The sequence below is a fragment of the Butyrivibrio sp. WCD3002 genome, assembly GCF_000424265.1.
Classification (GTDB): domain Bacteria; phylum Bacillota; class Clostridia; order Lachnospirales; family Lachnospiraceae; genus Butyrivibrio.
Window position 1 is genome coordinate 42069 of the sequence record NZ_AUJO01000001.1, and the last position, 22517, is coordinate 64585.

Annotated in this window: 17 protein-coding genes; 15 read left to right on the forward strand and 2 right to left on the reverse strand. The window is 41.6% G+C overall.

All coding sequences use genetic code 11. The annotated features are described in order from the left end of the window. Positions 1-109 precede the first annotated feature (109 nt). The 8 genes from G608_RS0100195 (at position 110) to G608_RS0100230 (ending at position 9766) form a co-directional block, all read left to right on the forward strand. Positions 110-1711, forward strand: a complete 1602-nt coding sequence (locus G608_RS0100195; protein ID WP_026494294.1) for a helicase HerA-like domain-containing protein — start codon at positions 110-112, stop codon at positions 1709-1711. Between the two features lie 19 nt (positions 1712-1730). Beyond that, positions 1731-3620: a hypothetical protein gene (locus G608_RS0100200; RefSeq protein WP_026494295.1), complete on the forward strand. Its 1890-nt coding sequence runs from the start codon at positions 1731-1733 to the stop codon at positions 3618-3620. After that, positions 3613-4674, forward strand: a complete 1062-nt coding sequence (locus G608_RS0100205) for a glycosyltransferase (protein WP_026494296.1) — start codon at positions 3613-3615, stop codon at positions 4672-4674. The genes G608_RS0100200 and G608_RS0100205 overlap by 8 nt, the downstream gene beginning before the upstream one ends. Positions 4675-4684: 10 nt before the next feature. After that, a complete protein-coding gene (locus G608_RS19335) occupies positions 4685-5182 on the forward strand; it encodes a hypothetical protein (protein WP_155833187.1) in 498 nt (165 codons plus the stop codon). Positions 5183-5330: 148 nt separating this feature from the next. After that, positions 5331-6680, forward strand: a complete 1350-nt coding sequence (locus G608_RS0100215) for a BspA family leucine-rich repeat surface protein (protein ID WP_026494297.1) — start codon at positions 5331-5333, stop codon at positions 6678-6680. Positions 6681-6734: 54 nt separating this feature from the next. Further along, entirely contained in the window at positions 6735-7889 is a 1155-nt protein-coding gene (locus tag G608_RS0100220) for a fibronectin type III domain-containing protein (RefSeq protein WP_026494298.1), read from the forward strand. A gap of 128 nt (positions 7890-8017) precedes the next feature. After that, a complete protein-coding gene (locus tag G608_RS0100225; protein WP_026494299.1) occupies positions 8018-9496 on the forward strand; it encodes a methyl-accepting chemotaxis protein in 1479 nt (492 codons plus the stop codon). A gap of 18 nt (positions 9497-9514) precedes the next feature. Continuing rightward, positions 9515-9766, forward strand: coding sequence for a hypothetical protein (locus tag G608_RS0100230; RefSeq protein ID WP_026494300.1), 252 nt, complete (start codon positions 9515-9517; stop codon positions 9764-9766). Positions 9767-9831: 65 nt separating this feature from the next. On the opposite strand, the gene G608_RS22030 is transcribed toward G608_RS0100230, so the two are convergent. Further along, a complete protein-coding gene (locus tag G608_RS22030; protein ID WP_051208644.1) occupies positions 9832-10890 on the reverse strand; it encodes a CPBP family intramembrane glutamic endopeptidase in 1059 nt (352 codons plus the stop codon). An 88-nt stretch (positions 10891-10978) separates the two neighbouring features. Between G608_RS22030 and G608_RS0100240 the strand changes: the two genes are divergently transcribed. Continuing rightward, on the forward strand, positions 10979-11707 hold the full coding sequence (locus G608_RS0100240) for an SEL1-like repeat protein (protein WP_026494301.1): 729 nt from the start codon (positions 10979-10981) through the stop codon (positions 11705-11707). A 296-nt stretch (positions 11708-12003) separates the two neighbouring features. Here G608_RS0100240 and G608_RS0100245 read toward each other — a convergent pair whose 3' ends face one another. Beyond that, complete coding sequence (locus tag G608_RS0100245) at positions 12004-13272, reverse strand: hypothetical protein (protein WP_026494302.1); 1269 nt, start codon at positions 13270-13272, stop codon at positions 12004-12006. Positions 13273-13482: 210 nt separating this feature from the next. Here G608_RS0100245 and G608_RS0100250 point away from each other — a divergent pair, with 210 nt between their 5' ends. The 6 genes from G608_RS0100250 to G608_RS0100275 all read left to right on the forward strand — a co-directional run bounded on the left by G608_RS0100250 (position 13483) and on the right by G608_RS0100275 (position 22497). Then, entirely contained in the window at positions 13483-14874 is a 1392-nt protein-coding gene (locus G608_RS0100250) for a PhoH family protein (RefSeq protein WP_026494303.1), read from the forward strand. Between the two features lie 308 nt (positions 14875-15182). Then, positions 15183-16619: a leucine-rich repeat domain-containing protein gene (locus G608_RS0100255; protein WP_081677233.1), complete on the forward strand. Its 1437-nt coding sequence runs from the start codon at positions 15183-15185 to the stop codon at positions 16617-16619. 18 nt (positions 16620-16637) lie between these two features. Then, positions 16638-18011 (forward strand): DNA polymerase Y family protein, encoded by a 1374-nt coding sequence (locus G608_RS19345; RefSeq protein ID WP_035794230.1) that lies wholly within the window; start codon positions 16638-16640, stop codon positions 18009-18011. After that, positions 18012-18863 carry a class B sortase gene (locus tag G608_RS19350; RefSeq protein ID WP_051208645.1) on the forward strand — a complete coding sequence of 284 codons (852 nt, stop codon included), beginning with the start codon at positions 18012-18014 and terminating at the stop codon, positions 18861-18863. It begins immediately after the preceding gene. Positions 18864-18868: 5 nt separating this feature from the next. Further along, positions 18869-20620 carry a leucine-rich repeat domain-containing protein gene (locus G608_RS0100270; protein ID WP_196810107.1) on the forward strand — a complete coding sequence of 584 codons (1752 nt, stop codon included), beginning with the start codon at positions 18869-18871 and terminating at the stop codon, positions 20618-20620. Beyond that, entirely contained in the window at positions 20620-22497 is a 1878-nt protein-coding gene (locus tag G608_RS0100275) for a transglutaminase domain-containing protein (RefSeq protein ID WP_026494306.1), read from the forward strand. Before G608_RS0100270 ends, G608_RS0100275 begins: the two co-directional genes overlap by 1 nt. Positions 22498-22517: the final 20 nt, after the last annotated feature.

The window sequence follows — 22517 nt, forward strand, 5'->3', positions numbered from 1 at the left end:
GGCAGGGCTTTTTTGCGCCCATTTTCCATGCAAATATGATAGACTAGAAGGGTATAGGGTATATCAAATTAGCATAAAAAAGCTAAAAATATAAACGGAGGGCATAGGTATGGTAAAGGATGGCAAAATACTGGCGGCAAAGACCGGGGAAGGAGAGGAAATATTCCTGCTTCCTAAAATGGCCAACAGGCATGGGCTTATTGCAGGGGCAACAGGCTCAGGTAAGACAGTAACCCTGAAGGTCCTGGCAGAATCCTTCAGTGATATGGGAGTGCCGGTTTTTCTTGCTGATGTTAAGGGCGACCTGGCAGGTATGATAAGTGAAGGCAGTGGCATGGAAGAGAGAATTGAGCGATTTGGTCTCTCTGGCACAGGATATGAATATAAAAAATACCCGGTTAATTTCTGGGATCTTTTCGGAGAAAAGGGAATCCAGCTTCGTACCACGATTACAGAGATGGGCCCCATTCTTCTTTCAAGAATTTTAGGACTTAATGACCTTCAGTCCGATATCCTCACAATTGCGTTTAAAATAGCAGATGACAATGGGTGGCTCCTTTTTGATACAAAGGATCTGAAGGCGCTTTTAAATGAGTTATCTGAAAATAATAAGGACTATGCTGCTGATTACGGCAAGATGAGTCCTGTTTCCATAAGTGCGATCATCAGAAGCGTTGTAGCTCTTGAGACTCAGGGTGGGGATAACTTCTTTGGTGAGCCGGCACTTAACCTTACAGACTGGTTTACAACAGATACAAACGGAAGAGGAATGATAAATATCCTTGATTCCGAGAGCCTTATCAACAACGGTGTTTTGTATTCTACATTCCTTCTGTGGATGCTTTCAGAGCTTTTTGAGACACTTCCCGAGGTGGGAGATCTTGAGAAGCCCAAGATGGTATTCTTCTTTGACGAAGCACATCTTCTTTTCAAGGATACCTCCAAGGCTCTGCTTGATAAGATAGAGCAGGTGGTTAAGCTCATCCGCTCAAAGGGTGTCGGCATTTACTTCATCACTCAGAATCCGAGAGATATTCCGGACGGCGTCCTTGCGCAGCTTGGAAATAAGATTCAGCATGCTCTTCACGCTTATACTCCTGCAGATCAGAAGGCTGTTAAGGCAGCTGCTGATTCCTTCAGGGAGAATCCTGATTTTAAGACCTTCGATGTAATCATGGAGCTTGGAACAGGAGAAGCTGTTGTTTCCTTCCTTGATGAGGGCGGTATTCCCACAATTGCAAAAAGAGCATTTATCCTGCCTCCTCAGAGTAAGATTGGCACAATCGATGATGCTGCAAGAGACAATGCTATTAAGGGAAGTCTTCTTTACAGCAGATATTATAAAGCTGTGGACAATGACTCTGCCTACGAGATGCTTCTTAGAAAGGGCGTGATCGACGCCGAGGAAGCAGCAAAAGCAAAGGCAGAAGCAGAGGCAGCTAAGGCTAAGGCAAAGGAAGAAGCAGCCGCAGCAAAGGCTGCTGAGAGAGAAGCTGCCGCTGCTGCAAAGAAGGAAGAGAGAGAAAAGCAGCAGGCTGCAAATGCGAAAAAGCGCGCTGCCAAGGCCGTTGCCTCATCAGTTACAGGAACTGTTGGCAGAGAGGTCGGAAAATCAGTGGGCTCCGGCTTTGGTAAGTTCGGTAAGACCCTCGGCGGCAATCTTGGTGCCAGCCTTGGAAGAGGTATAATCGGAACCCTCTTTAAACTATAAACAGATTGAGAGCGATTTTATGTGGTTTCTTTTGATGGCGGCATTTTTCATATTCGCCGCTGCATTATCCATTCACTATAATGAAAGCATGTGTGATGTCCTGCCCGTTACCGGGGCAGGACTGATCCTGGCTTTATACATACTCGGATTTTTTGATGCATTACCTGTGATATTTCCGCTGGCATGCATTTTTCTTCTTGTGTTTATTTTTGCGGTCACAAGAGCTGAAAAAAGCAGGCGGATGGTTTTGCTTTCAGAGGTTGGTAAACGGCTGATATCACCTGCGACGCTTACATTTTTTGCAGTGTCAGTGGTGGTTACAATTCTTACAAAGGATCAGGTATTTTCCTGGTGGGATGACATCAATTTCTGGTCCTCAGATGCAAAGCAGATTTTTTACCTGAAGGGATTTCCCGGTAAATATGGAAATGTTTCTCCTGAATTTGGCGATTATCCGCCGGTAACCTCGCTGTTTAAATGGATATTTTTACAGCTTTCGGGAGATGTATATAAAGAAGGACTTCAGTTTTCGGGATACTATGTGCTTAGCTTTCTCATGCTTCTTCCCCTTGTTAAATATGTGGAGAAGACAGAAAAAAAGCTTCTTACGGCACTTTTTACAGTGGCAGTTTTCATGATTCCCGGTATAGTTAACGGAATCGTATTTTACGGAACACCTGCTGATATAACCATGGGACTTGTGTATGGCGCTGTTCTGTGTGCAATCTGGGACAGAGAGGGACACACAAACCTGTTTTATTATGGCAGGATAGCGGTATATACATCAGTGCTGTTTCTAACAAAATCCGTGGGAATTGAATGGGCTGTATTTGCCCTTATTTTCTGGTTTCTATTATATAAAAAGGATTTTGGAATCTTCAAGGCAGCCGTTCCTGCAGCAGCTTTTTACGGAAGCTGGCTGATGTTCTGTCTCATAAACAGGCGAGTTGCCAAGGTTACGGGACTAGGAATAAAGATGGCCACAGGCTCCTATGCGGTTCCTGCAAATGCGGCCGATAAGGCAAGATACTTTTTCCTTGGACTCTGGACAATGCATATGCACGCAGATCACAACATAACCTTCGATCTGCCTATTGGCGGAATGTTTATTATAATTCTGATAGCTTTAATTTTGCTGATAAAGAAGGGCGCATTTAAGAAGGGTGAGAGTAAGGCGGTTTCAATATTTTTCGCACTTACCTTTGTGATCACCTACGGCCTTATTTTTGTGGCTCATGTATCGCTTTTTCAGTCAGAGGATCAGTATCTTGATGCCTTTGCTATGACAAATTCCATTGCCAGATACGGCGCACCGTTTATACTGGGATGTATGTATCTGCTGATTATGGCTGCTCTTAGGTGGGCAGTTGCAGGTGAGGGTAAGAGCGCTGATTTAAAATTTGGCGCTAAGCTTTTAGGTTCGTCTTATTTTGGAGTTGTATATTTAGTTATAGTGATTTTTATATTGCTTACTGCTGACTATACCGGAACGGCCTATGCCCTTTATGGCTACAGGGACAGCGTAGCCGAGAAGGTTCAGTATAATTCTGATATGATAGATGAAGGCGCCGCTCATTTCCTTAAGACCGTAGACGGACGAGAGGACCTGTGGGGTCACCGCGTCCTGAATGTCAGAAGCAGTAGCTTTAATCACTGGGTTCATGATACCTATTTAAGCAAGGAAGCATCTCCTGTGCCTGTTATCTATGAGACCCTGATGGATGATGATACAGAGGCTTCCATGACAGAAAAATTAGTAAATTCACACGCGGAGTATCTGTATGTGGAGCCACAGGAGAGAGAATCCCTTAAGGTTTTTGATTCTCTTATGAAGGATGGGCAGAAATTCAGCGCAGGATATGTGTATAAAATAGATAGAACAAATGGTGGAGTTTTGATACATGACTAATGGAGTAATACCGGTAATAATACCCTCATACGAACCGGATGAGAAGCTGATAAAGCTTTTATCCGAGCTTAAAAGTGCAGGCGCTTCGCCGGTTATTGTGTATGATGACGGCTCTGATGTCTCATTGTACGGAGGCTATTTTAAAAAGGCTGAAATAGAGTTTGATGCAGTTATTCTGCGGCATGCGGTTAATCTTGGAAAGGGCCGCGCTTTGAAGGATGCCTTTAATTACTGCCTCAATGAATATAGAGACCTTGTGGGCGTTGTTACAGCGGACTCAGACGGACAGCACAGCGTAGAGGATATAAAAAAGTGCATGAAGGCTTTGAGGGAGAACCCGAAGGCGCTTATCATGGGAGTTCGAGATTTTGATAAGTCCGGCGTTCCTGCAAGATCGGTTTTTGGAAATAAAGTTACAAGCAAGGTTATGTCAATTCTGGCCGGGGTCAGCGTATGCGATACCCAGACGGGGCTACGTGCTATTTCAAAGAGCTTTATGGAAAAGCTCCTTAGCTGCAATGGAGAGCGGTTTGAGTTTGAGACCAATATGCTCCTTATGACTAAGGAAGAGGAGATTAAGATAGTTGAAGTACCCATAAAGACTATCTATATCGAGGAAAACAGGACCAGCCATTTTAGGCCCATTAAGGATTCTGCCATGATCTATGCGGTATTCCTGAAATTCCTTTTTTCATCATTGTCATCAAGCGTTGTTGATATGGTGATGTTTGCGATATTTTGCGGAATCTTCAGAGGCGTATCGGGGATTCCATTTGGGTATATCATGGTGTCCACGGTGCTTGCCCGAATTATTTCGGCTATATACAACTTCTTTATAAATTACAAGGTTGTATTTAAGGGGAAGGGAAGTAAGACCCAAGCCGCTGTCCGCTATGTGATTCTGGCGGTTATAATAATGCTTCTTAGTGGAACGCTGGTAAGCTTTTTCCACAGCATGGTTCCCGGGTCCCCGGAGTTATATGTAAAGATCCCTGTTGACTGCTTTTTGTTCCTTATGAGCTTTGTGGTACAAAGGGAAATCGTTTATAAGTAAAGGATTTGTCATGAAAAATAATAAGAGACGTCCCAAGATGTCTAAGACCTATTCAACCGGAATGATAGTGCTTTTGTTTTTCTGCGCTATGTATATAATCATATATCCCCAGTTTGCCACCTGGCAGGAGGCTGAGGACGATGCAAATTCAGGAGTGGTTTCGTCCTTTGAGGAAAAGACATCAGTTGTTGAAGAGGACGATGCCACAGCAGCGGCAATTGAAGCTATTGAACAGAAGAATGAATATCGCTACTTCAGGACTAAGAAGCAGCGTGACAGTCACTATGATAAGCACGGTATCGAGATGGGCTTTGATAGCCCGGAGGCATACCTTGATGCTGCTAATGCTCTTATCAATAATCCTGAAGCGCTTCATAAATATGAGGCAGAGGATGGTGATGATGTCTACTATCTTGAAGCAACAGACGAGATAGCCTTTGTCTCCACAGACGGCTATATCCGTACATATTTTATCTGTAGTGGCAAAGACTACTACGATCGTCAGTGATGAAAATCCGCGCCGGAACTTTTAATGAAAACAAAGTTCCATCGCGGATTAATTTGTTGAGCGGAAGGAAACTGTTTGGTATAATTTGGTTTGTTGAGGGGAAGAAAAAAGTGATTTCTCAGTAAGGGAAGTTAAAGGGGAAATTGTAATGAAGAGATTTTGGGGGAAGTTTGTAACTTCAGGCGCAGTTTTACTGTGTCTTTTTTTAGTGTTTGGACGTTCGTCCATCAATTCCCAGGCAAAAGTCATTGTTAATCCGGAAAAAGGAATGCTTTATAGTGGCAGAAGATTTAATACCATAATTAAAGAGCATGCCAATCAGGTAGTTATCGGGACATCAGAAGATACGATAATTGATTCAATTATATTTACAAATAATAAGAAAAGAATAGAAAAATTGCCTACCAAGGTGGTTGTAGGAAACGATGTCTATGCATATTTCACCGAAGGCAGGAACGTTATATATGTATACAGCCCCGATAAGATTAAGTTTAATCCTGATTGTGACTTTATGTTTGCCTCATTCAGGACTTTGGATAATATAAGCTTTGATGATGAGGTAGTAGATACTTCTCAGGTAACAACCATGGAATGTATGTTTTACAGGGCAGGCCAGATCGGGTGGCTGTATTTGGATGATTTCGATACATCAAATGTAGAAGATATGCATTCAATGTTTAGTGGATGTTATCGTTTAAATCACTTGGATTTATCGGCATTTGATACATCAAAGGTAAAAGACATGAATCGTATGTTCTTGAATTGTACATCCTTAAGTGGTGTAAATCTCAGCGGTTTAACGATCCGTGAGGACACCGATGTCACTTCCATGCTTAATACAGGCAGTGACTTCGCGTGTGTTATTTCGCCCAAAAAGACTGCCAAGTCCATAGATATGTATACAGAAATGGCAATAGACAATAATGATGATGAATATGCTGATTCTGACCAGATATATACAGCAATACTTCCTTCTGATAAAAGCAACATATACCGCAATGCAAGGTTACTGAAAAAGAAGCCTGCAGAACCGGACAGTCCCAAAGAAGATACAAAAACCAATACTAAAAATGCAGATAAAACAGCATCTTCCGGAAATACATTTTCAGATTCAGGAATCACTTATCAGATTATTGGCGATAAGAAGGTAATGGTTACTTCTATAACCGCAAAGGGAAGCGTTAAGCTTGGAAAGGTTACACATAACGGCGCAGAGTACAGTGTCTGCGCTATAGCTGACAATGCCTGCAAGGGTAATACACGAATTAAAAAGCTTACCATCACTTCAAAATTGGAATCTGTAGGAAAGAATGCGTTTAAGGGTTGCAAGAAGCTTTCAAAAATCACTGTTACCTGCAGCAAAAAGCTTGCTGTCGGTAAAGGGGCTTTCGAGAAGCTTAAAAAGGGAGCAACTATTAAGGTTAATGGCGTAAAAGGAAACTCAAAGAAAAAGGTTATTTCAAGAATCAAAAAGCAGACTAATGCATCTGTAAAGTAAGAGAGCAGGCCTGGTATAACAGGATAAGTCTTAATGATTTTAGGGGAAATAGTTATGAGAAAGAACAGGGTAAAGAAATTAAATATAATAGCAGCATTTTTTTGTGTGTTTATTATGCTTGGCGGTGTTTCTGTGGCTGTAAGGGCTGAGGCTAAGTTAAAAGCTCCCACCGAAGTTAAGTTTGTGAAAAATAAAATACACTACAAGGCCTCCTTTGATGGATATTATACGTCTCTTGTCACCTACAAGAAATCAGGCGGAAAAGAGTGTCTGCTTTCCGGAGTCTACAACAAGGAATTGAAGGCTAATGAAGTCTATGAGGAAGTCGATTACAGACTTTTGAAAAGATACAATTATTCAGGAACAATAAAGCTATATGTTTTTGCAAGTAAAAACTATGAATCTCAAAATTATTGCGATACATTGGAGGATTATCAGAAAAGAACCGATGCAGTAGTTGCTTCAAAAACATATACTTTGAGTGGCAGCGATAAGATGAAAGTGCCATCTAACCTGAAAGTAAAAGTAGTAGATTACTATGGCATAAAATATGAAATATCCTGGGATAACAAAGATAAAAAGAGTATGGCGATGTTTGTTGGCTCTCCGAACGCAACCATGGTCACAATAGGTCAGATGAATTGCACGCATGTTGATGCCAGAAGCAAAGAAACAGAAATAGTTTTACGTCATTTAACCGACGATTTAACTACCAAAATAAATTCGGATCTTGTTATAGTGGTGGGACCTGCAGTTGATCTCCCGCCCAAGGAAGAGCCCAAAGATCCGGTACCGAAGCCGGCTCCGAAGGATGATGAGAAAAAGGAACTTGATAAGCCGCAGAATCCAAGTGCTACAAGCACGGGCGCGGACTCATCTTCAGCTACAACGCAAAAAGCAGAAAATGTCGACAGTAAGCTTAAAGTGCCTGCAATTAAGAAAGTCTCAGCAGGCAAAAAGCAGATGAAGATTACCTGGAAAAAGGCTGCCAAAGGCTTGAACGGATATGAGGTTCAGTACAGCACAGATAAGAGCTTTGGCAAAAAGGTAAAAACTATCACAATTAAGAAAACATCGACTACTTCAAAGGTGGTTAAAAAACTTAAGAAGGGTAAATATTACGTTCGCATTAGAGGCTATAAAAACAGCGGAAGCGGTAAGCTTTACACTGATTGGAGTAAGCCAAAAAGCGCCAAGGATAAAAGTTAATTTATAAATTAAGTATAAATAGAAAGGGGCTTTATTTAGTAAAAATTTAGAACTTTATTTCGTTAATTTTGATAAAATATCTGTAGGTGTATTTTGAATATCGATTATCCTAATCAGGAGGAAAAAAGATGAATAAGGAACAATTCCAAAGAGCTAATCAAAGAGCACTTACAGTTTGTATGATCATAGTGGTGGTATGTGCCATTGCTTTTATTTATGAGGGAACAAAGAGTGGATTTACTGTTGGAAGAGTCCTCGAACTTGTTGCTTTTGCGATAAGTATAGTAATTATGAATGTGGCTGCGATTAAGTTTAGAGATAACAAGACAGGTGCAGCGATGATCATGTTGGGGGCTACGGTTTCCTATATAATTGTTATGCTGGTAGAAGTGCAGATCGGTTGCGGCGTATTTGGACTTGCAATCCTGTTTTCATCTATGATCTACATGAATAAGAGAATCGTAATTGGCGGAAGCACAGCGATTGGAATTATGTCCGTCATTACGGCTTTTCGTGTAATTATCTCAAAGGGTTCAGTCAGCGCAGAGGTTGCAATATTCGGTATTGCAACGCTTTTGTGCGTAATGTCAGCATATTTCTCGATTTCACTTATTCTCGCATTTAATGAAGAAAATAACGCTACAATTCAGGAACATACAGAAACTCAGGAAGCTACATCCAAGGAAATGAGCAAGATTGCAAACAGAATCTCAAAGCTGTTTGATCAGGCTCAGGGGAATGTGGAAGAGCTTGAGCAGATTATTGAAAATACAAGCTCCGGAATGCGCGATATAGCTACATCTACAGAGAGTACGGCACAGGCCGTTACTGATGAAGCTCAGAAAGTATCTGAGATTAAAGAGCAGACAGCTGTTGCTGATACTCAGCGCGAAAAGATGATCGAATCCTCAAAGAATACTCAGGAAATCGTTTCTAAGGTTGCTGAGACTATTGAAGTTCTCAGAGATAAGGCCAGAGGCGTTAGAGATGCAAGTAATATTACTGCTGACTCCACAAAGGCAGTTATTGATAAGGTAGATGATGTTCAGAAGATTCTTGGTTCTATCATGGCGATTTCCAAGCAGACCAACCTCCTTGCGCTTAATGCTTCAATCGAGGCAGCAAGAGCAGGTGAAGCAGGAAAAGGCTTTGCAGTAGTTGCTGATGATATCAGACAGCTTTCAGAGCAGACAAACAATGCATCCAGTGAGATCACAAAGATTATCGGAGAGCTTACTGATGATGCAAATAAGGCAATGGAGAGTATCGATAAGACTGTTGAATCCGTTGAGCTTCAGAATGAAGTTATTCATGATACTGCAGCAGCATTCGAGACAATCGATCACAACGTAGCAGAGCTTATCTCCAACATAAATGATATTGGTGGAAGCATGGAGCTTATCAATGAATCCACAAATGAGATTAACGACAGTATTTCCAACCTGTCAGCTACCAGTGAAGAGGTTGCAGCTCTTTCCAATGATGGACTTACAAATGCCCAGGATGCAGTTGATAAGTTTGAAGCATTCAGAAAGGCACTTGATGGTATTTATAAGCAGGCACACAAGCTTAATGAGCTGAGTGATGCAGGAGATGATGACGAGTAAAGCTAAGGAGGACATCAAATGAGAGTATTATTCGCAGCAGGCAGAGTTAGAGAAGTAACTGATGTCGAAGTAGTAGGAATGGATGTAGGTGACGGACAGATCATCGGTACCCAGATAAACTTTATTATGGCAAACGGAAACAAGATTGAGTTCATCTACAGTCAGGATGTTCCCATTGAAGAATCAGGACAGAGTGCAATTGAATTTGTCCAGGAGCTGTATAAGAATGGCTTCGCTGATTTCTCACAGCAGAGAGTAGAGATGCTGTAAATTTGATATTGAAAATAATTAAGCCCCGATAGGTTTTTAGCCTATCGGGGCAGCTTTATGTCTTTTTACATAAGTGATTCCAAAATCGAAGATGACATGCCGATAAATACTGTGAGAACAAGGCACACTATGATAAAGCTTATCATTCCAAAGTTCAGGAAGGAATCCTTGCTGCAAATTCCGGGAACCGGCGAGCCTTCTGTGGCCTTTATCAGATTTCCCTTTTTAATAAACAGAATAAGGAATACAAGACCGATGACCGCTACCAAATACTGCAGGCCTGAATAAAATGCAAGCGCAGGTGTCATGCTGGCATCCGGTGAAATCATAAGCGGAACAAAGGCACCAAAGAAATTAAACAGTATGTGAAGGCCGATGGTGTATTTAAGCTGCCTTGTATATACGTAGATGTATCCAAACATTATTCCTAGTAAAAATGCATAGAAGAACTGGAAAACGTTAGTGTGGATTAGACCAAATATTACTGCTGATACAATGATGGCGTTCCATTCGCCATAGCGCCTTGCATAGCCGATAACACCGTAGCGGAAAAGTATTTCTTCGAATATCGGTGCAAGGATTACTGTTGAAATTAGTACCGCTACAGGACTCATGCCTACAAGAACTGAGTCAAGAACGTTCGTCATATCATAGCCTGTAAGGCGTGTAAATACAGCTGCAAGAACTCCGCCGACCGTAGATCCGATAATGCCCATGGGGAATGTAAATAAGAAGAACATTAAGAATTCCTTCAGGGACAGATCTCTTTTCATGGTCTTTTCATAGGGAGTGTAGAAATCAAGTCCCTTAAGGGGCACATCCCTGTATTTTCCTGCGTTAAGAATTAAAAGTGTAAGCGGAACACCGATAAAATAGCCGGGCACCATTGAGATGATTACAAGAAGCAATGCATTTGAAGAAAGGCTTCCTGATACAGACATTATATATGCCGGATCTGTGAATTGTGTAAGATCTCCGCCGGCTGATGCCGTGCTTATCATTTCTGTTAAAATTTTGATAAATGTATAGATTCCTGAAGATATTGATCCTAGAACGTTCGCAATTATAAGGTATGCTATAAGTGCAAATCCAAGATGTGAAAACTTTCGCTTAACTGCGTTCATAACTCCTCCTTAAAAACTGTCTTCATGCTGATTATAAGAGATTAAAACCACTGTGTAAAGCAAGGTAAAGTATGCTATCATAGGGACTATGAAAGAAAGAGATGAGAGCAGGGTAGGCATACGCACTAAGAAGCGACATGAGTACCGCACGGAATTGAAAAAGTTTATAAGTGAAGGAATCGGGCATTACAGATGCAGATTTGCAGAAGCAGCCTATGAGATAGGAGATATGTATAGAAAGGGAGAGGGAGGCCCTGTGGATATCGCCCAGGCTTACTTCTATTACCTTCAGGCTGAGTACGCTGTTACACTGCGTCTTCAGGTCAGACGATCTTCAGAGGATGAGGCTTTTCTTGCCAGGGTGAGACTTGCACTTACTCAGCTAAGAAGGCGACTGGGCTATGGCAGTGAAAGACTTTATTGCAGCACACATCCCTTCGTTTTATATCAGGCGCTTTCAGAGGGGCATGAGCTGATGGCGTCCTTTAGACGCATGAAAAGCGGAAGGATCAAGGTTGTTGCAGCAAGAATTCCAAAGAGCGGCAGAAAAGAGAGCCCCCATGGAAGAATGCTGATAACCTATGACAGATTCCATTATTGTGAGCTCAAGGATTTTGTTATTACCTACGCACAAAATGTTTCAGATATCTGGTATAGCGAGTCTGCGGACTGTATAAGGATCGATTCCGTAAACCTTGTGATGAACGGGCATGGAGGCAACAGAACAGAGTTTTACTACAGGGGAAAGCTTGTGGCATTTATCTGTGCAGAGGATTATGTGGTAAGCTCCGGACGACCCAGATATATGAAATTTTAGTGTGGTAAATCACTCAAAAGTTAAAGGAAACGATAATTTTTATAAAGTTTCCATCGAAAGGGCTTGAAAAATGGGGATTATCTGTTAAACTAATAATTAGTTTCTGGGATATAAAAAGAGAGCAATTTTTAATAAAAACATTGCAAAATTTGATATGCATATTGATTTATTGCGGTGATATGATAAAATCTTTTTATAACAAATGAATTTTTTAACAGTAGAATTTATAAATCGTTCTGCGGTTTTAATTGTATGAGGGAAAAGGACCGGTGCTTTGCAGCATCGGTCCTTTGCGTTTAGTCTGTTTCCTCAGCCTTTTCAAAGGTTGATTCAATCTTATTACTCAGCCACAGAAGGTCCTGATCAAAAGCCTTAAGAAGAGCCTTTGAATACTTTGACTTTCTCACACTGTCTGTTTTTCTTATGGCCAACAGCGATTCACGTATTTCGCCTATAAGCTTCATGGTGGTATCCATTTCCTCTGAAAGAGAAGCGGCACCTCTTATACAGCCGTCGATGACACTTTTTAGCCCTTCATTCTTGGTGTGAATCTGTTTGTAATTCTTAGATATTTTTTTGCAGAAGGAATCAAAGGCCTTGAGGTAATCTTCAGTTGCGGCGTCCTTCTTTTTAAGAGTCTCGCGAAATTCCTGGTTCAGAGTAGATAGGCTGCTTATAAGGATATTGGTGTAATTGGTACTCTGCCTGTAATATTCATTGCAGTTTGATGAATACATATCCATATATTTAGTGCAGTCTCTGTGGGCGGACTCAATAGTATGCATTGAGGAATGTACTGAATTGTAGCCGGTCTCCAGTACTCCGAGCTCTGCATCAAGGGAAGCGGAGAGCTCATGGATTTTTCTTGATAAGTCACTTATTTCTCCTGCGATTTTTGTGGAGAATTCGCGGCTTTCTTCGCTCATATGGGTGGCATCTATAGTTGCATGGAGAGCTAAAAGGTCTGCGGCAGCAGCCAGCTCGCCAAGCTCCTTTTGTCTGGCGGACAGATTCTTAACCTGCTCGTGATACTGATTTATTGCTGATACGGCATATTCTGTAGATTTTTTTAATATATGGGAAAAGGAAGAGTAGCTTCTTATCTGCTCAACCATTTCCGGATCCGGCATGTATTCCTCGGAGAGCTTTTTAAGATTTATGGTAGGGATTTCTGTTTCTGCCATAAATACTCGCTGTTCCGGAGATTCAGGCTCCTCCTCAACCGCGCTGCTTACTTCATCCGCAGCGTTTCTTACCTGTTCCATGGTATTAAGCAGTGTGATCACATCATCAATATGACCTATCTGGTTTTCTCTCATGGCAAGAAATGCCTTCTGAAGGTCTTCAAAATCCTCATCCTGATCTATGCAAAAAGCATTAAGGTCATTTTCAATCTGATCGCGTCTGCCGCGAAGAGCCATGGGAATATCACGGATTGGGGCAATGAGTTCAGCAAGCTTGTGACGCTTTACAACCTCCTGCTTACTTAAGGTAGGAGCAAATTCTTCAAGCGGTATATAGTCGTTATCAAGTTCGTCGAAAGTGTTTCGCCCAAAAAGTGCCAAAGCCTTAATCTCCCCAAAGAATTTAACTTCATAGATATCTTTAGTATAGCCTAAATTCTCACATTTGAAAATCAGAAAATTTTCTTCAAAAACACAATTTATTGTAATTAAAACTCACTCTAAATACAAAATATGGTATAATTGTTCAAAAGGATAATACCCTGTGAAAGCAGGAAATGTTATCTATTATAAGCAGAGGGGAGAAGGTGCATGAAAAAGATCTATGTACTCGATACTAACGTCCTCATTCAGGCTCCGCACGCGCTGAGATGCTTCGACGATAATGACGTCGTTCTGCCGCTTGTGGTACTTGAAGAACTGGATACGCACAAACGCGACGAGGGTGAGCGCGGTGCCAATGTCCGAGAAGTTATCCGCCTGCTTGAAGCGCTGCGGGAGAAAGGAGATCTGACAAAAGGGGTAGAGCTGCAGGATGGCGCCATGCTTAGAGTTGAGAAGAACTATAAGGACGTGGAGCTTCCGAAGGATATGGTGGAATACAAATCCGATAACCGTATCCTGAGAGTATGTAAGGGACTTTCAGATACGCAGAAAAAGAAGGTCATCCTTGTAACCAAAGACATTCTCATGCGAATCAAGGCGCAGCTCCTTGGAATACAAGCTCAGGACTTTACTACTGAGCAGGTTGTATCGCATGGCGAGCAGTACTCCGGCCGTATCAGAGTATTTGCACCGGAGGAGATTTTTAAGGAGTTTAGGAGAAAAGGCGTTCCGGTAGAGGCAGTGTACATCTGCGATGAAAAGGGGGAAAAGGTTAAGCCGGAGCTATATGAAAATGAATTTGTAATACTTCAGAGCGATCAGTCCACCAACAAGACACAGATGGGAAGAGTCGATCATGGAGTAATTAAGAAGCTTGAGTTTGAAAAGGCACAGCCATACGGCGTAACGCCGAGAAATGCAGGACAGTACTTCCTTCAGGAAGCTCTTATGCAGCCTGCTGACAAGGCACCGCTTGTAATAGTAAAGGGAATGGCAGGTACAGCTAAAACCTTCTATTCACTGGCTGTAGGTCTTGAAAAGATGATCAATCGTCCAACAGACGAGTACAGACGAATTCTTGTGTGCAGGCCGAATTCACAGTTTGATGATGATATAGGCTTTCTTCCGGGCGATGAGCAGGACAAGATAGGTCCTCTTATGAGACCTATCATTGATAACCTGGAACAGCTCATTGATTCCAGCGAAGAAGAGCGCTACAAGAATGAGAAGGAACTTCAGGATAAAACAGAGGAGGTCTTCGAGAGAGGCATTGTTCAGTGCGAGGCTCTCAACTTCATAAGAGGCCGCTCTATTCTTAAGACCTATCTTATTATCGATGAAGCACAGAACATGACACCGGCCCAGGCCAAGGGTATCATCACAAGAGCAGGTAAGGATACCAAGATAATCCTTCTCGGGGATCCCAATCAGATAGACCGCCCGTTCCTTGATGAGAGGACCAACGGTCTGTCCTATGCATCAGAGCACATGAAGGGCTCTGAGCTTTGCTGGCAGATATCACTTACTACAGAAGAGTGTGAGAGATCAAGGCTTGCAATGGATGCAATAGGCAGAATGCGAGACAAGGTGACCATGTAGAGGCTTTCGGATGTATAGCGCAATAGTAAGCGGCAAATGATTTTGACGCTTATTATAATTTGTAGTTCTTGGCATCACAGTTTATCTGGTTGTTTGCCCCGATCCCAATAAGGGAATAAAGGTTGTTGCCAAGAGATCCGTAGCTTGAAAATAATTTCATAAAAACCGACGTGTTTATCCAAAACAAAAGCTCTGTCAGTATAAAAACGCTGATGGAGCTTTTTGATATATATGTGGCGAGTCGTAATTTGCTAAAAATGGTATAATATAAGAAGTGGTTATGTTTTTTGTTGAAGAGGGGGATTTCTATGCAAAGCAACGATAGTTTAAGAATGAAAAGAATCAGAAAGGTTATAAGCGCTGATAATTCGTGTAACCATAGTTTCAAAATTTTCAATAAGTTTGGTAAAGGCAGGAAGCTTGGCATCGTAGCCGCGGCGGCTATGCTTGTTATGACTTCAATAACAGTTCTTGCAACCACATATCAGATTGATACCACAAATATTTTCAATTATAACAATGAATCCATAAATGCTCTGTCCAATCAGTTCCCTGCAGGAGAGTTCCTGTTTAAGAGAGGGGATGAAATAACTGTCGGATACAGTAATGTAGGATCTTCTTCCTTCTGTAAAATTTCCGTCTATAAGCAGGATGAAAAAAGTGTTAATAATATAAATCCGAGCTCCAATTTCAGTAAGGTATCTCGGATTTCCTATGGCGAATGTAAGTCCGGCACCGGTGACATGAGTGCCACTGCAACTATTCCGTCCGAGGGTAATCCGTATTACCTGGTTACAGGTGTCAGAAATAATGGATCCAGGGCCGGTGACGAGAATGGCAGATTCACTCAGATTGATCTGCAGTTCTACGTAATGCCACTGGAAATTAAGGTATCCTATTTCCCTGATGAGAAAAAAGAGTCTCATCGTATAATGACTATTCATGATGACATTACGATTAAAGAGTGCATTTTCGAAAAGGACGGCTATGAATGCATAGGCTGGAGCAGGACTCCCGGAGCTACAACACCTGAATATGTTACCGGCGATGTTATAAAAGTTACAGATTCCTTAATTAAATCTCAGTTCTCTGCAACAGGTGCATCCACAACAGCTGCGGGATTTGGCAGAATAGATGCTGATAACGAAGCCGAGCTCACTCTTTATGCTGTATGGAAAAAATCTGATAATAGTGGATCGGGTTCCGGAAATGGTGATTCTTCGACAGGAAGATACGAAACACCGCAGAGACTTGAATCAGCTGAGCAGCAGCTTACGGTTAAGGGCCAGAATTATAATATAATTTCTGCATCCCAAAATACTGTAGCTTACGCAGGACCTGTAAACAGAAAGCAGGCAAGCTACAAGGTTCCTTACATGATCAGTCATAACGGAGTATCCTATCATGTTACAGAGATTGCTCCGGGAGCCTTCAGTGGATGCAAGAAGGCGAAAAAAATCACCATATCAACATCTATAGTAAAGATAGGGGACAGTGCATTTGAAGGATGCTCAAAGCTTAAAAGCATAACATTACCTTCAAGTGTAAAGGAAATAGGAACCAGAGCTTTTTATAATTGTAAGAAGCTTTCAAAGCTGACAATTTGCTCAGGAAAGCTTAAGAAGGTTGGAAAGAATGCCCTTGGAAAGACGAAGAAGGGCATAGAGATTGTGACCCTTACAAAGTACAGGGCAAAATATAAGAAGCTCTTTAAGAAGAGCGGCGCTAAAGGCGCAAAGTACTAATATTTTTGGGGAGGCCGTATGAACAGAACAATTTTTCATATTGATGTAAATTCGGCCTTTTTGTCCTGGTCTGCTGTGAAAAGATTAAAGGATGATCCGACAGCAGTAGATCTTAGGACAATTCCCTCCGTTGTAGGCGGAGATATAAAAACAAGACATGGAATAGTAACTGCTAAATCCATTCCTGCCAAGAAGTATGGAATTCAGACCGCTGAGCCGATTACAAGTGCTCTTCAAAAGTGTCCCAAGCTGGTGCTGGTAAAATCGGATTTTAATACCTACAGAACCTATTCGAGAGCTTTCATAGATATTTTGAGATGCTATTCGGAAATTTTACAGCAGGTATCCATAGATGAGGCATACCTTGATGTTACGGATTTAAAGGATATCGATATTCGAAAGCTTCTTACGCAGCGTTTTATGGCCTTTTTTGAGAATGATGAAGAGGGTGCTGCATTAAGCCCGGAGGATAGACAACGGCTTTATGATGAAATTCAGAATTCTTCCGAATATGATGAGCCTTTTCCTCTTAATGTGGCAGCTGCCATAAGATTTGAGATAAGAAGCAAGCTTGGATTTACGGTTAATGTGGGAATTTCAAGCAATAAGCTTCTTGCCAAGATGGCAAGTGATTTTACAAAGCCTGACAGGACTCATACGCTTTTCCCTGATGAGATTCAGCAAAAGATGTGGCCTCTTGATATCGGAGATCTCTATGGCTGCGGGAAAAAGAGTGCGGAAAAGCTAAGATCCATAGGAATTAAAACCATAGGAGATGCAGCAAAGCAGAGTCTGGATTTTTTGAAATCCCAGCTTGGCGATAAGTTTGGCGAATATCTCTATGCCAGTGCCAACGGAATCGGCTCGGATACGGTTCATACAGAGCAGGAGGATGCAAAGAGCTATTCCAATGAGACCACGCTTCCGGGGGATATAACCTCCGTGAATTTTGATACGGACCTTCCGCCGGTGGTACGGCATCTTTCGGAGAAGGTTTCCGGCAGACTAAAGAAGGACGGAGTTTTTGGAGGGACTGTCACTGCACAGGTTAAAACCTCTGATTTTAAGCGCTTTACAAGGCAGATAAGATTATCTGAATCCACGGACAGCGCAGATGTGATATATGAAAATGCCATGCTGCTTTTGGGCAATCTTCTTAGCGGTGAGAACGGCCTTTTTGAAGAAGGCACCGGAGTAAGGCTTGTGGGCGTTGGTGTCGATAACCTGGATAATGGAGAATTCAGGCAGGTTAATCTTTTCGACTGGGTTGCCACGGGCAAAGAGGAGATCAGAAGGGAAAAGATAAAGGAAGAAAAGCAGGAGAAGCTTACTGAAATGGAAAGGCTTATCAAGGGCAAATTTGGGGATAACGCCATAAAAAAGGGAACATAAATGAGTCAGGGTAATGAAAGTAAAACTGATAAAAAGAACAGAAGCGGGAGCATTGTTATCAGAGTATTAAGGGTTATTGCAATACTTGTGCTTCTTGGAATAATCATTTACGAGAGCGTTATGATCTATAAGGATCAGAAGGAATATGCCATTGCAGTAAATGAGTATGAAGAGCTTAGGAATGACTACATAACTGAGAAGGAAGACAGCATAGAGGATGTAGTTGTTAAGGATGAAAATGGCGAAGTTATAGGAATTTATCCCAAGCTTGATATCAATTTTGATGCTCTTTATGAGATTAATTCTGATTTTATCGGATGGCTTTATTTTCCGGCTGTTTCCAAGATTAACTACCCTGTTGTAAAGGAGCAGAGTATAGATCAGTATCTTTATAAAACCTTTGACGGAAAGTACAACAAAGCCGGCTGTATTTTCATGGATGTGCTCAGTGATGAGAATTTCTGTGGCTACAGCGACATGGTGTTTGGCCATAATATGAAGAACAATTCCATGTTCGGCTCTCTTAAGTCCATATATAAGTCGGGCGGCGAGGATGTGATAAAGGATAATCCCTTTGTTTACATTTACACCAAGGATCATATTTTTAAGTACAGAATAATTGGCTATTACAGGACAAAACAAGGGTCCTACAGCTATACAGAGGTGACAAATGAAAAGGAGTATGACGACTATCTTAAGTATATAAAGCAAAATTCCATGTACGAGATGCCGTCGGGACTTGGATTTGATGAATATCCTTCGCTCCTTACTCTTTCAACATGTTCCGGACAGTCGGGCAGCGGGCAGAGATTTGTACTCCATACGGTAAAGGTACAGACTTTCGACAGGTGAAGCCTATGAGGGGGAATAGGTCGTTTACTAAGCTTATAGTGATTTTTGGGGCCACGGTTTTATTAATTTGTGGCTTTGGTGAAGCTGCGCCTTTTACTGTGAAGGCTGCAGCTTTTGATTTATCTGAAGATGAAAGTACTTTTTCTGTGGGAGATCTCCCGGACGTCCCTGAAAATGAGGAAAGGGAAGCCATAGCTTCTGATTTTTCAGCAAACAGATTAATAAAAAACACAGATCTATCATCAGTAGACCACGGATATTATTACGGAAAGCTTGATAATGATATCAAGAAGGACCTGTATGACGGAATGTATATAGCCGCTGACAGCAGCAGGCGTCTTGCTTATGGGAAAAAGCTGCCTAATGGCAATTCTGAAGCAGCTGTTTCTGCCGTAGCTTGCAATTTCTATACGGGAACCAAGAGCAGAATTAAGTATTACACAGGAAGCAGCAAGGAGTGTACCGAAACCGTAAATGAGGCAGTAGAGGCTCTTTGCTACGACCATATGGCAAACGTTGAGTATTATATGTGCGAAGCGAAAATATATGAGTTTAACAGCGGCGGCACATATAAGGATTATGTCATTATGAAGCCATATACTTCAGCTGATTATGACAGCATGAATCTGGCAATTAAGGCTAAGGCTAAATACTATGCGCAGCAGATCAAGACAGCAGGACTTGTAAGTTCATCTAATCCTGCGGAAACCGTTCTAAATGCTCACGATTTTTTCCTGACAAAAGTGAGCTTTAGTATTCCTGTTTCCAATAACTCCGGAAACTCCGGATACTATAATAATGCTCACACTGCCTATGGTGCACTGTGCGAGGGAAGCGCTGTGTGCGACGGCTATGCCATTGGTTATGCGCTTTTATTAAAGGAGCTTGGCATAGAATCCAGAGTAGTTACGGGAAATATTTTTTATTCCGGAAAAAGCGGTGGTCACGCCTGGTCCATGGTCAAAATTGAAAATGACTGGTATGAACAGGATCCCACCTGGGATGATACCAATGATCTCATAACTCATTCTTTTTATAATAAAACAACGAAGCAGTACAACGATGGGATAAACGGTTACAGGCATGTAAGACTTCATCCCTATACAGGCATATTAATTGATGGGGCATACGGTACCAAGTATGCTTATAATGAAAATGGAGGTTTCGTATGGCTTAGTAACAGAGAGAACGTAGGTGGAGTATACGACGCAAATACTGCCGTAGAATCAGAGGATTCCGAGACCGTCGCCGACATCATAAAGGAAGAAGATGGCATAACATATAGATTATCTGCCGAAGGCAAGGCTATTGTATGCGGGGCAGATATTGGCAACAGAACTGTAATCCAAATCCCGGACACAGTGGCTTTTGGCGAAAAGAATTATCCTGTTACTGAGATAGCTGATGTAGCATTTGCGGGTAATTCCAAAATCAGGCAAATAAAACTTGGAAAAAATGTCGAAATAATAGGCAAGAACGCATTTAAGAACTGTAGAAGCCTTAAGACTCTGGATATGTCAGAAGCAAAGCTTTTATCCATAGGGAAAAATGCCTTTAGTGGCTGCAAGAAGCTGACTATTCTTCGTATAAACGGTAATTATCTAAAGAAGATTGGAACAAAAGTCTTTAAAAACACCGGAAAAAATATTAGAGTATTCATATATGCTAAGAATATGAAGGTATATAAGAACGTTGTTAAGAAGCTGAATGCTTCCGGGCTAAAGGAAGCGGGCTTTAAATATAAAAGGAAGAAGTAATGAATTTTAAATATCTAAGAAAAATCGCAACACTGATTTTTATAAGTGCAGCATTATTGCTAATTCCGGCAAACAGTATTAGCGCAAGTGCTGATGAAAAGCTCCCTGAGGGGAGCTTAAGTATTGCTCCGAATGTGGAGAATTTAGGCATCATAGAGATCACTGATGAAGAGGCTAAGGAACTGGAAGAAGCCTCTGTGCTTAACGGCTTTGCCACGCCTACGGGAGATCACTACAGATATTTGTCAGCTGACGAAAAGCTTCTATACAGAGCTTTATATAATGCCATAACTCAGAAAAAATATATCCCCTACAGTACGAATATAAGCAGTAATGATTATAGGAACTACAAACAGTACGAATATGTATTTGAAACGAGTAAGACTAAAACAGGCTTTGACAGTAATTTTGATTATTATCTGAATCATGCAAGGCAGGCACTTTATTATGATCATCCTGACAGAATAGAGTTTTTTATGTGCTGGCCCAGGTGGACCTATGCTTATGGTCATACCAATGGAACCACTACTGAAATCAGCTTTTGTTTTATACTTCGCTCATGGTATGACGACACCCGGTTTGAGAAGCTGGATAACGAGATAAGACAGGGACTGAATAATTATCTGGAATATATACGCAGTAATGGACTTGTTAGTAGCTGGAGCGCAGTTACGGAGCTTAATGTGTATAATTATTATTCTGATTCAATAAGTTATGACTGGGATTGCGCCTCGGATATAAGCCTGGCCGGAACATATAATTTGTCACACACGGCCTGGGGTGCTCTGGCATCTCCTGACAGGAAGGCTGTATGTGATGGCTATTCTGCAGGCTTTGAAATGATAATGGACAGCCTGAATATTGATTCTATGGTAATAGCCGGTCTGAGCAAAGGAGGCGGCCATGCCTGGAACATCGTCAAGCTTGATGGCAGATGGTATGAGGTTGATACAACCTGGGCTTCCGGTCATGATACAGATGAACATATCAAATGGTTTAACAGGACTACGGCAGAGTTTGCCTCGATGAATCCGCAGCATATGAGGTCTACTGGTAATGCGTTAAGCGGTTTTAGAATGCCTTTGGCCTATGGAACCCATTATACCTATGATTATCTTAGCTCTACACCTGAAGCGGCTCTTGAACATGATGATTATGTAGAGGTTACGGGAATCAGTATTACGGAGACTACTAAGGATATTATGACCGGCGATACCTTTACTCTTGATCCTGTGGTTACTCCGGGGAATGCAGTTAATAAAAGCTATTTCTTTGAGACAGATGATGAAAGCATCGTTGCTCTGAGCGGAAACAGCTTTACCGCTGTTGATGTGGGAACTACAACAGTCAGGGTCGTGACCAGTGAGAATCGCCTTTGTGCGGAATGTGTTGTAAATGTCAGCCCAAGACCTAAGAATAAGGGCGAGAGTATAAGTGTTAAGGTCGGATCTTATAAAAATACCTTTAAGGTGAATTCGGCAGAAGAGAGAACCGTAAGCTTTACTAAAGCAGGTAATAAGAATGCTACAAGTCTTGAAATCCCTTCTATAATAACGGATGAGAATGATATCGCCTACACCGTTACCGAGATTGACAGCAATGCCCTTAAAAATTTTAAGAAGCTCAAAAAGCTGACAATTCCTGCAACTGTAAGAAAAATTGGTAAGAATGCACTTCGAAATGCCACGAAGTTAAAGACTCTTAAGGTGTACGGAAATAATCTTACATCCGTTAAAAGCGGCGCATTTACAGGAGTTAACAGTAATTGTAAAATTACCATTTATTGTCGAGATAAAAAGACGTATAATAAGCTGGTTAGGCTCTTTAAGAAGGCGGGGGCCAAAGAACAGAATTATGCCTTTAAAAAGAAAAAATGAAAAAAAATAATATTTTTCGC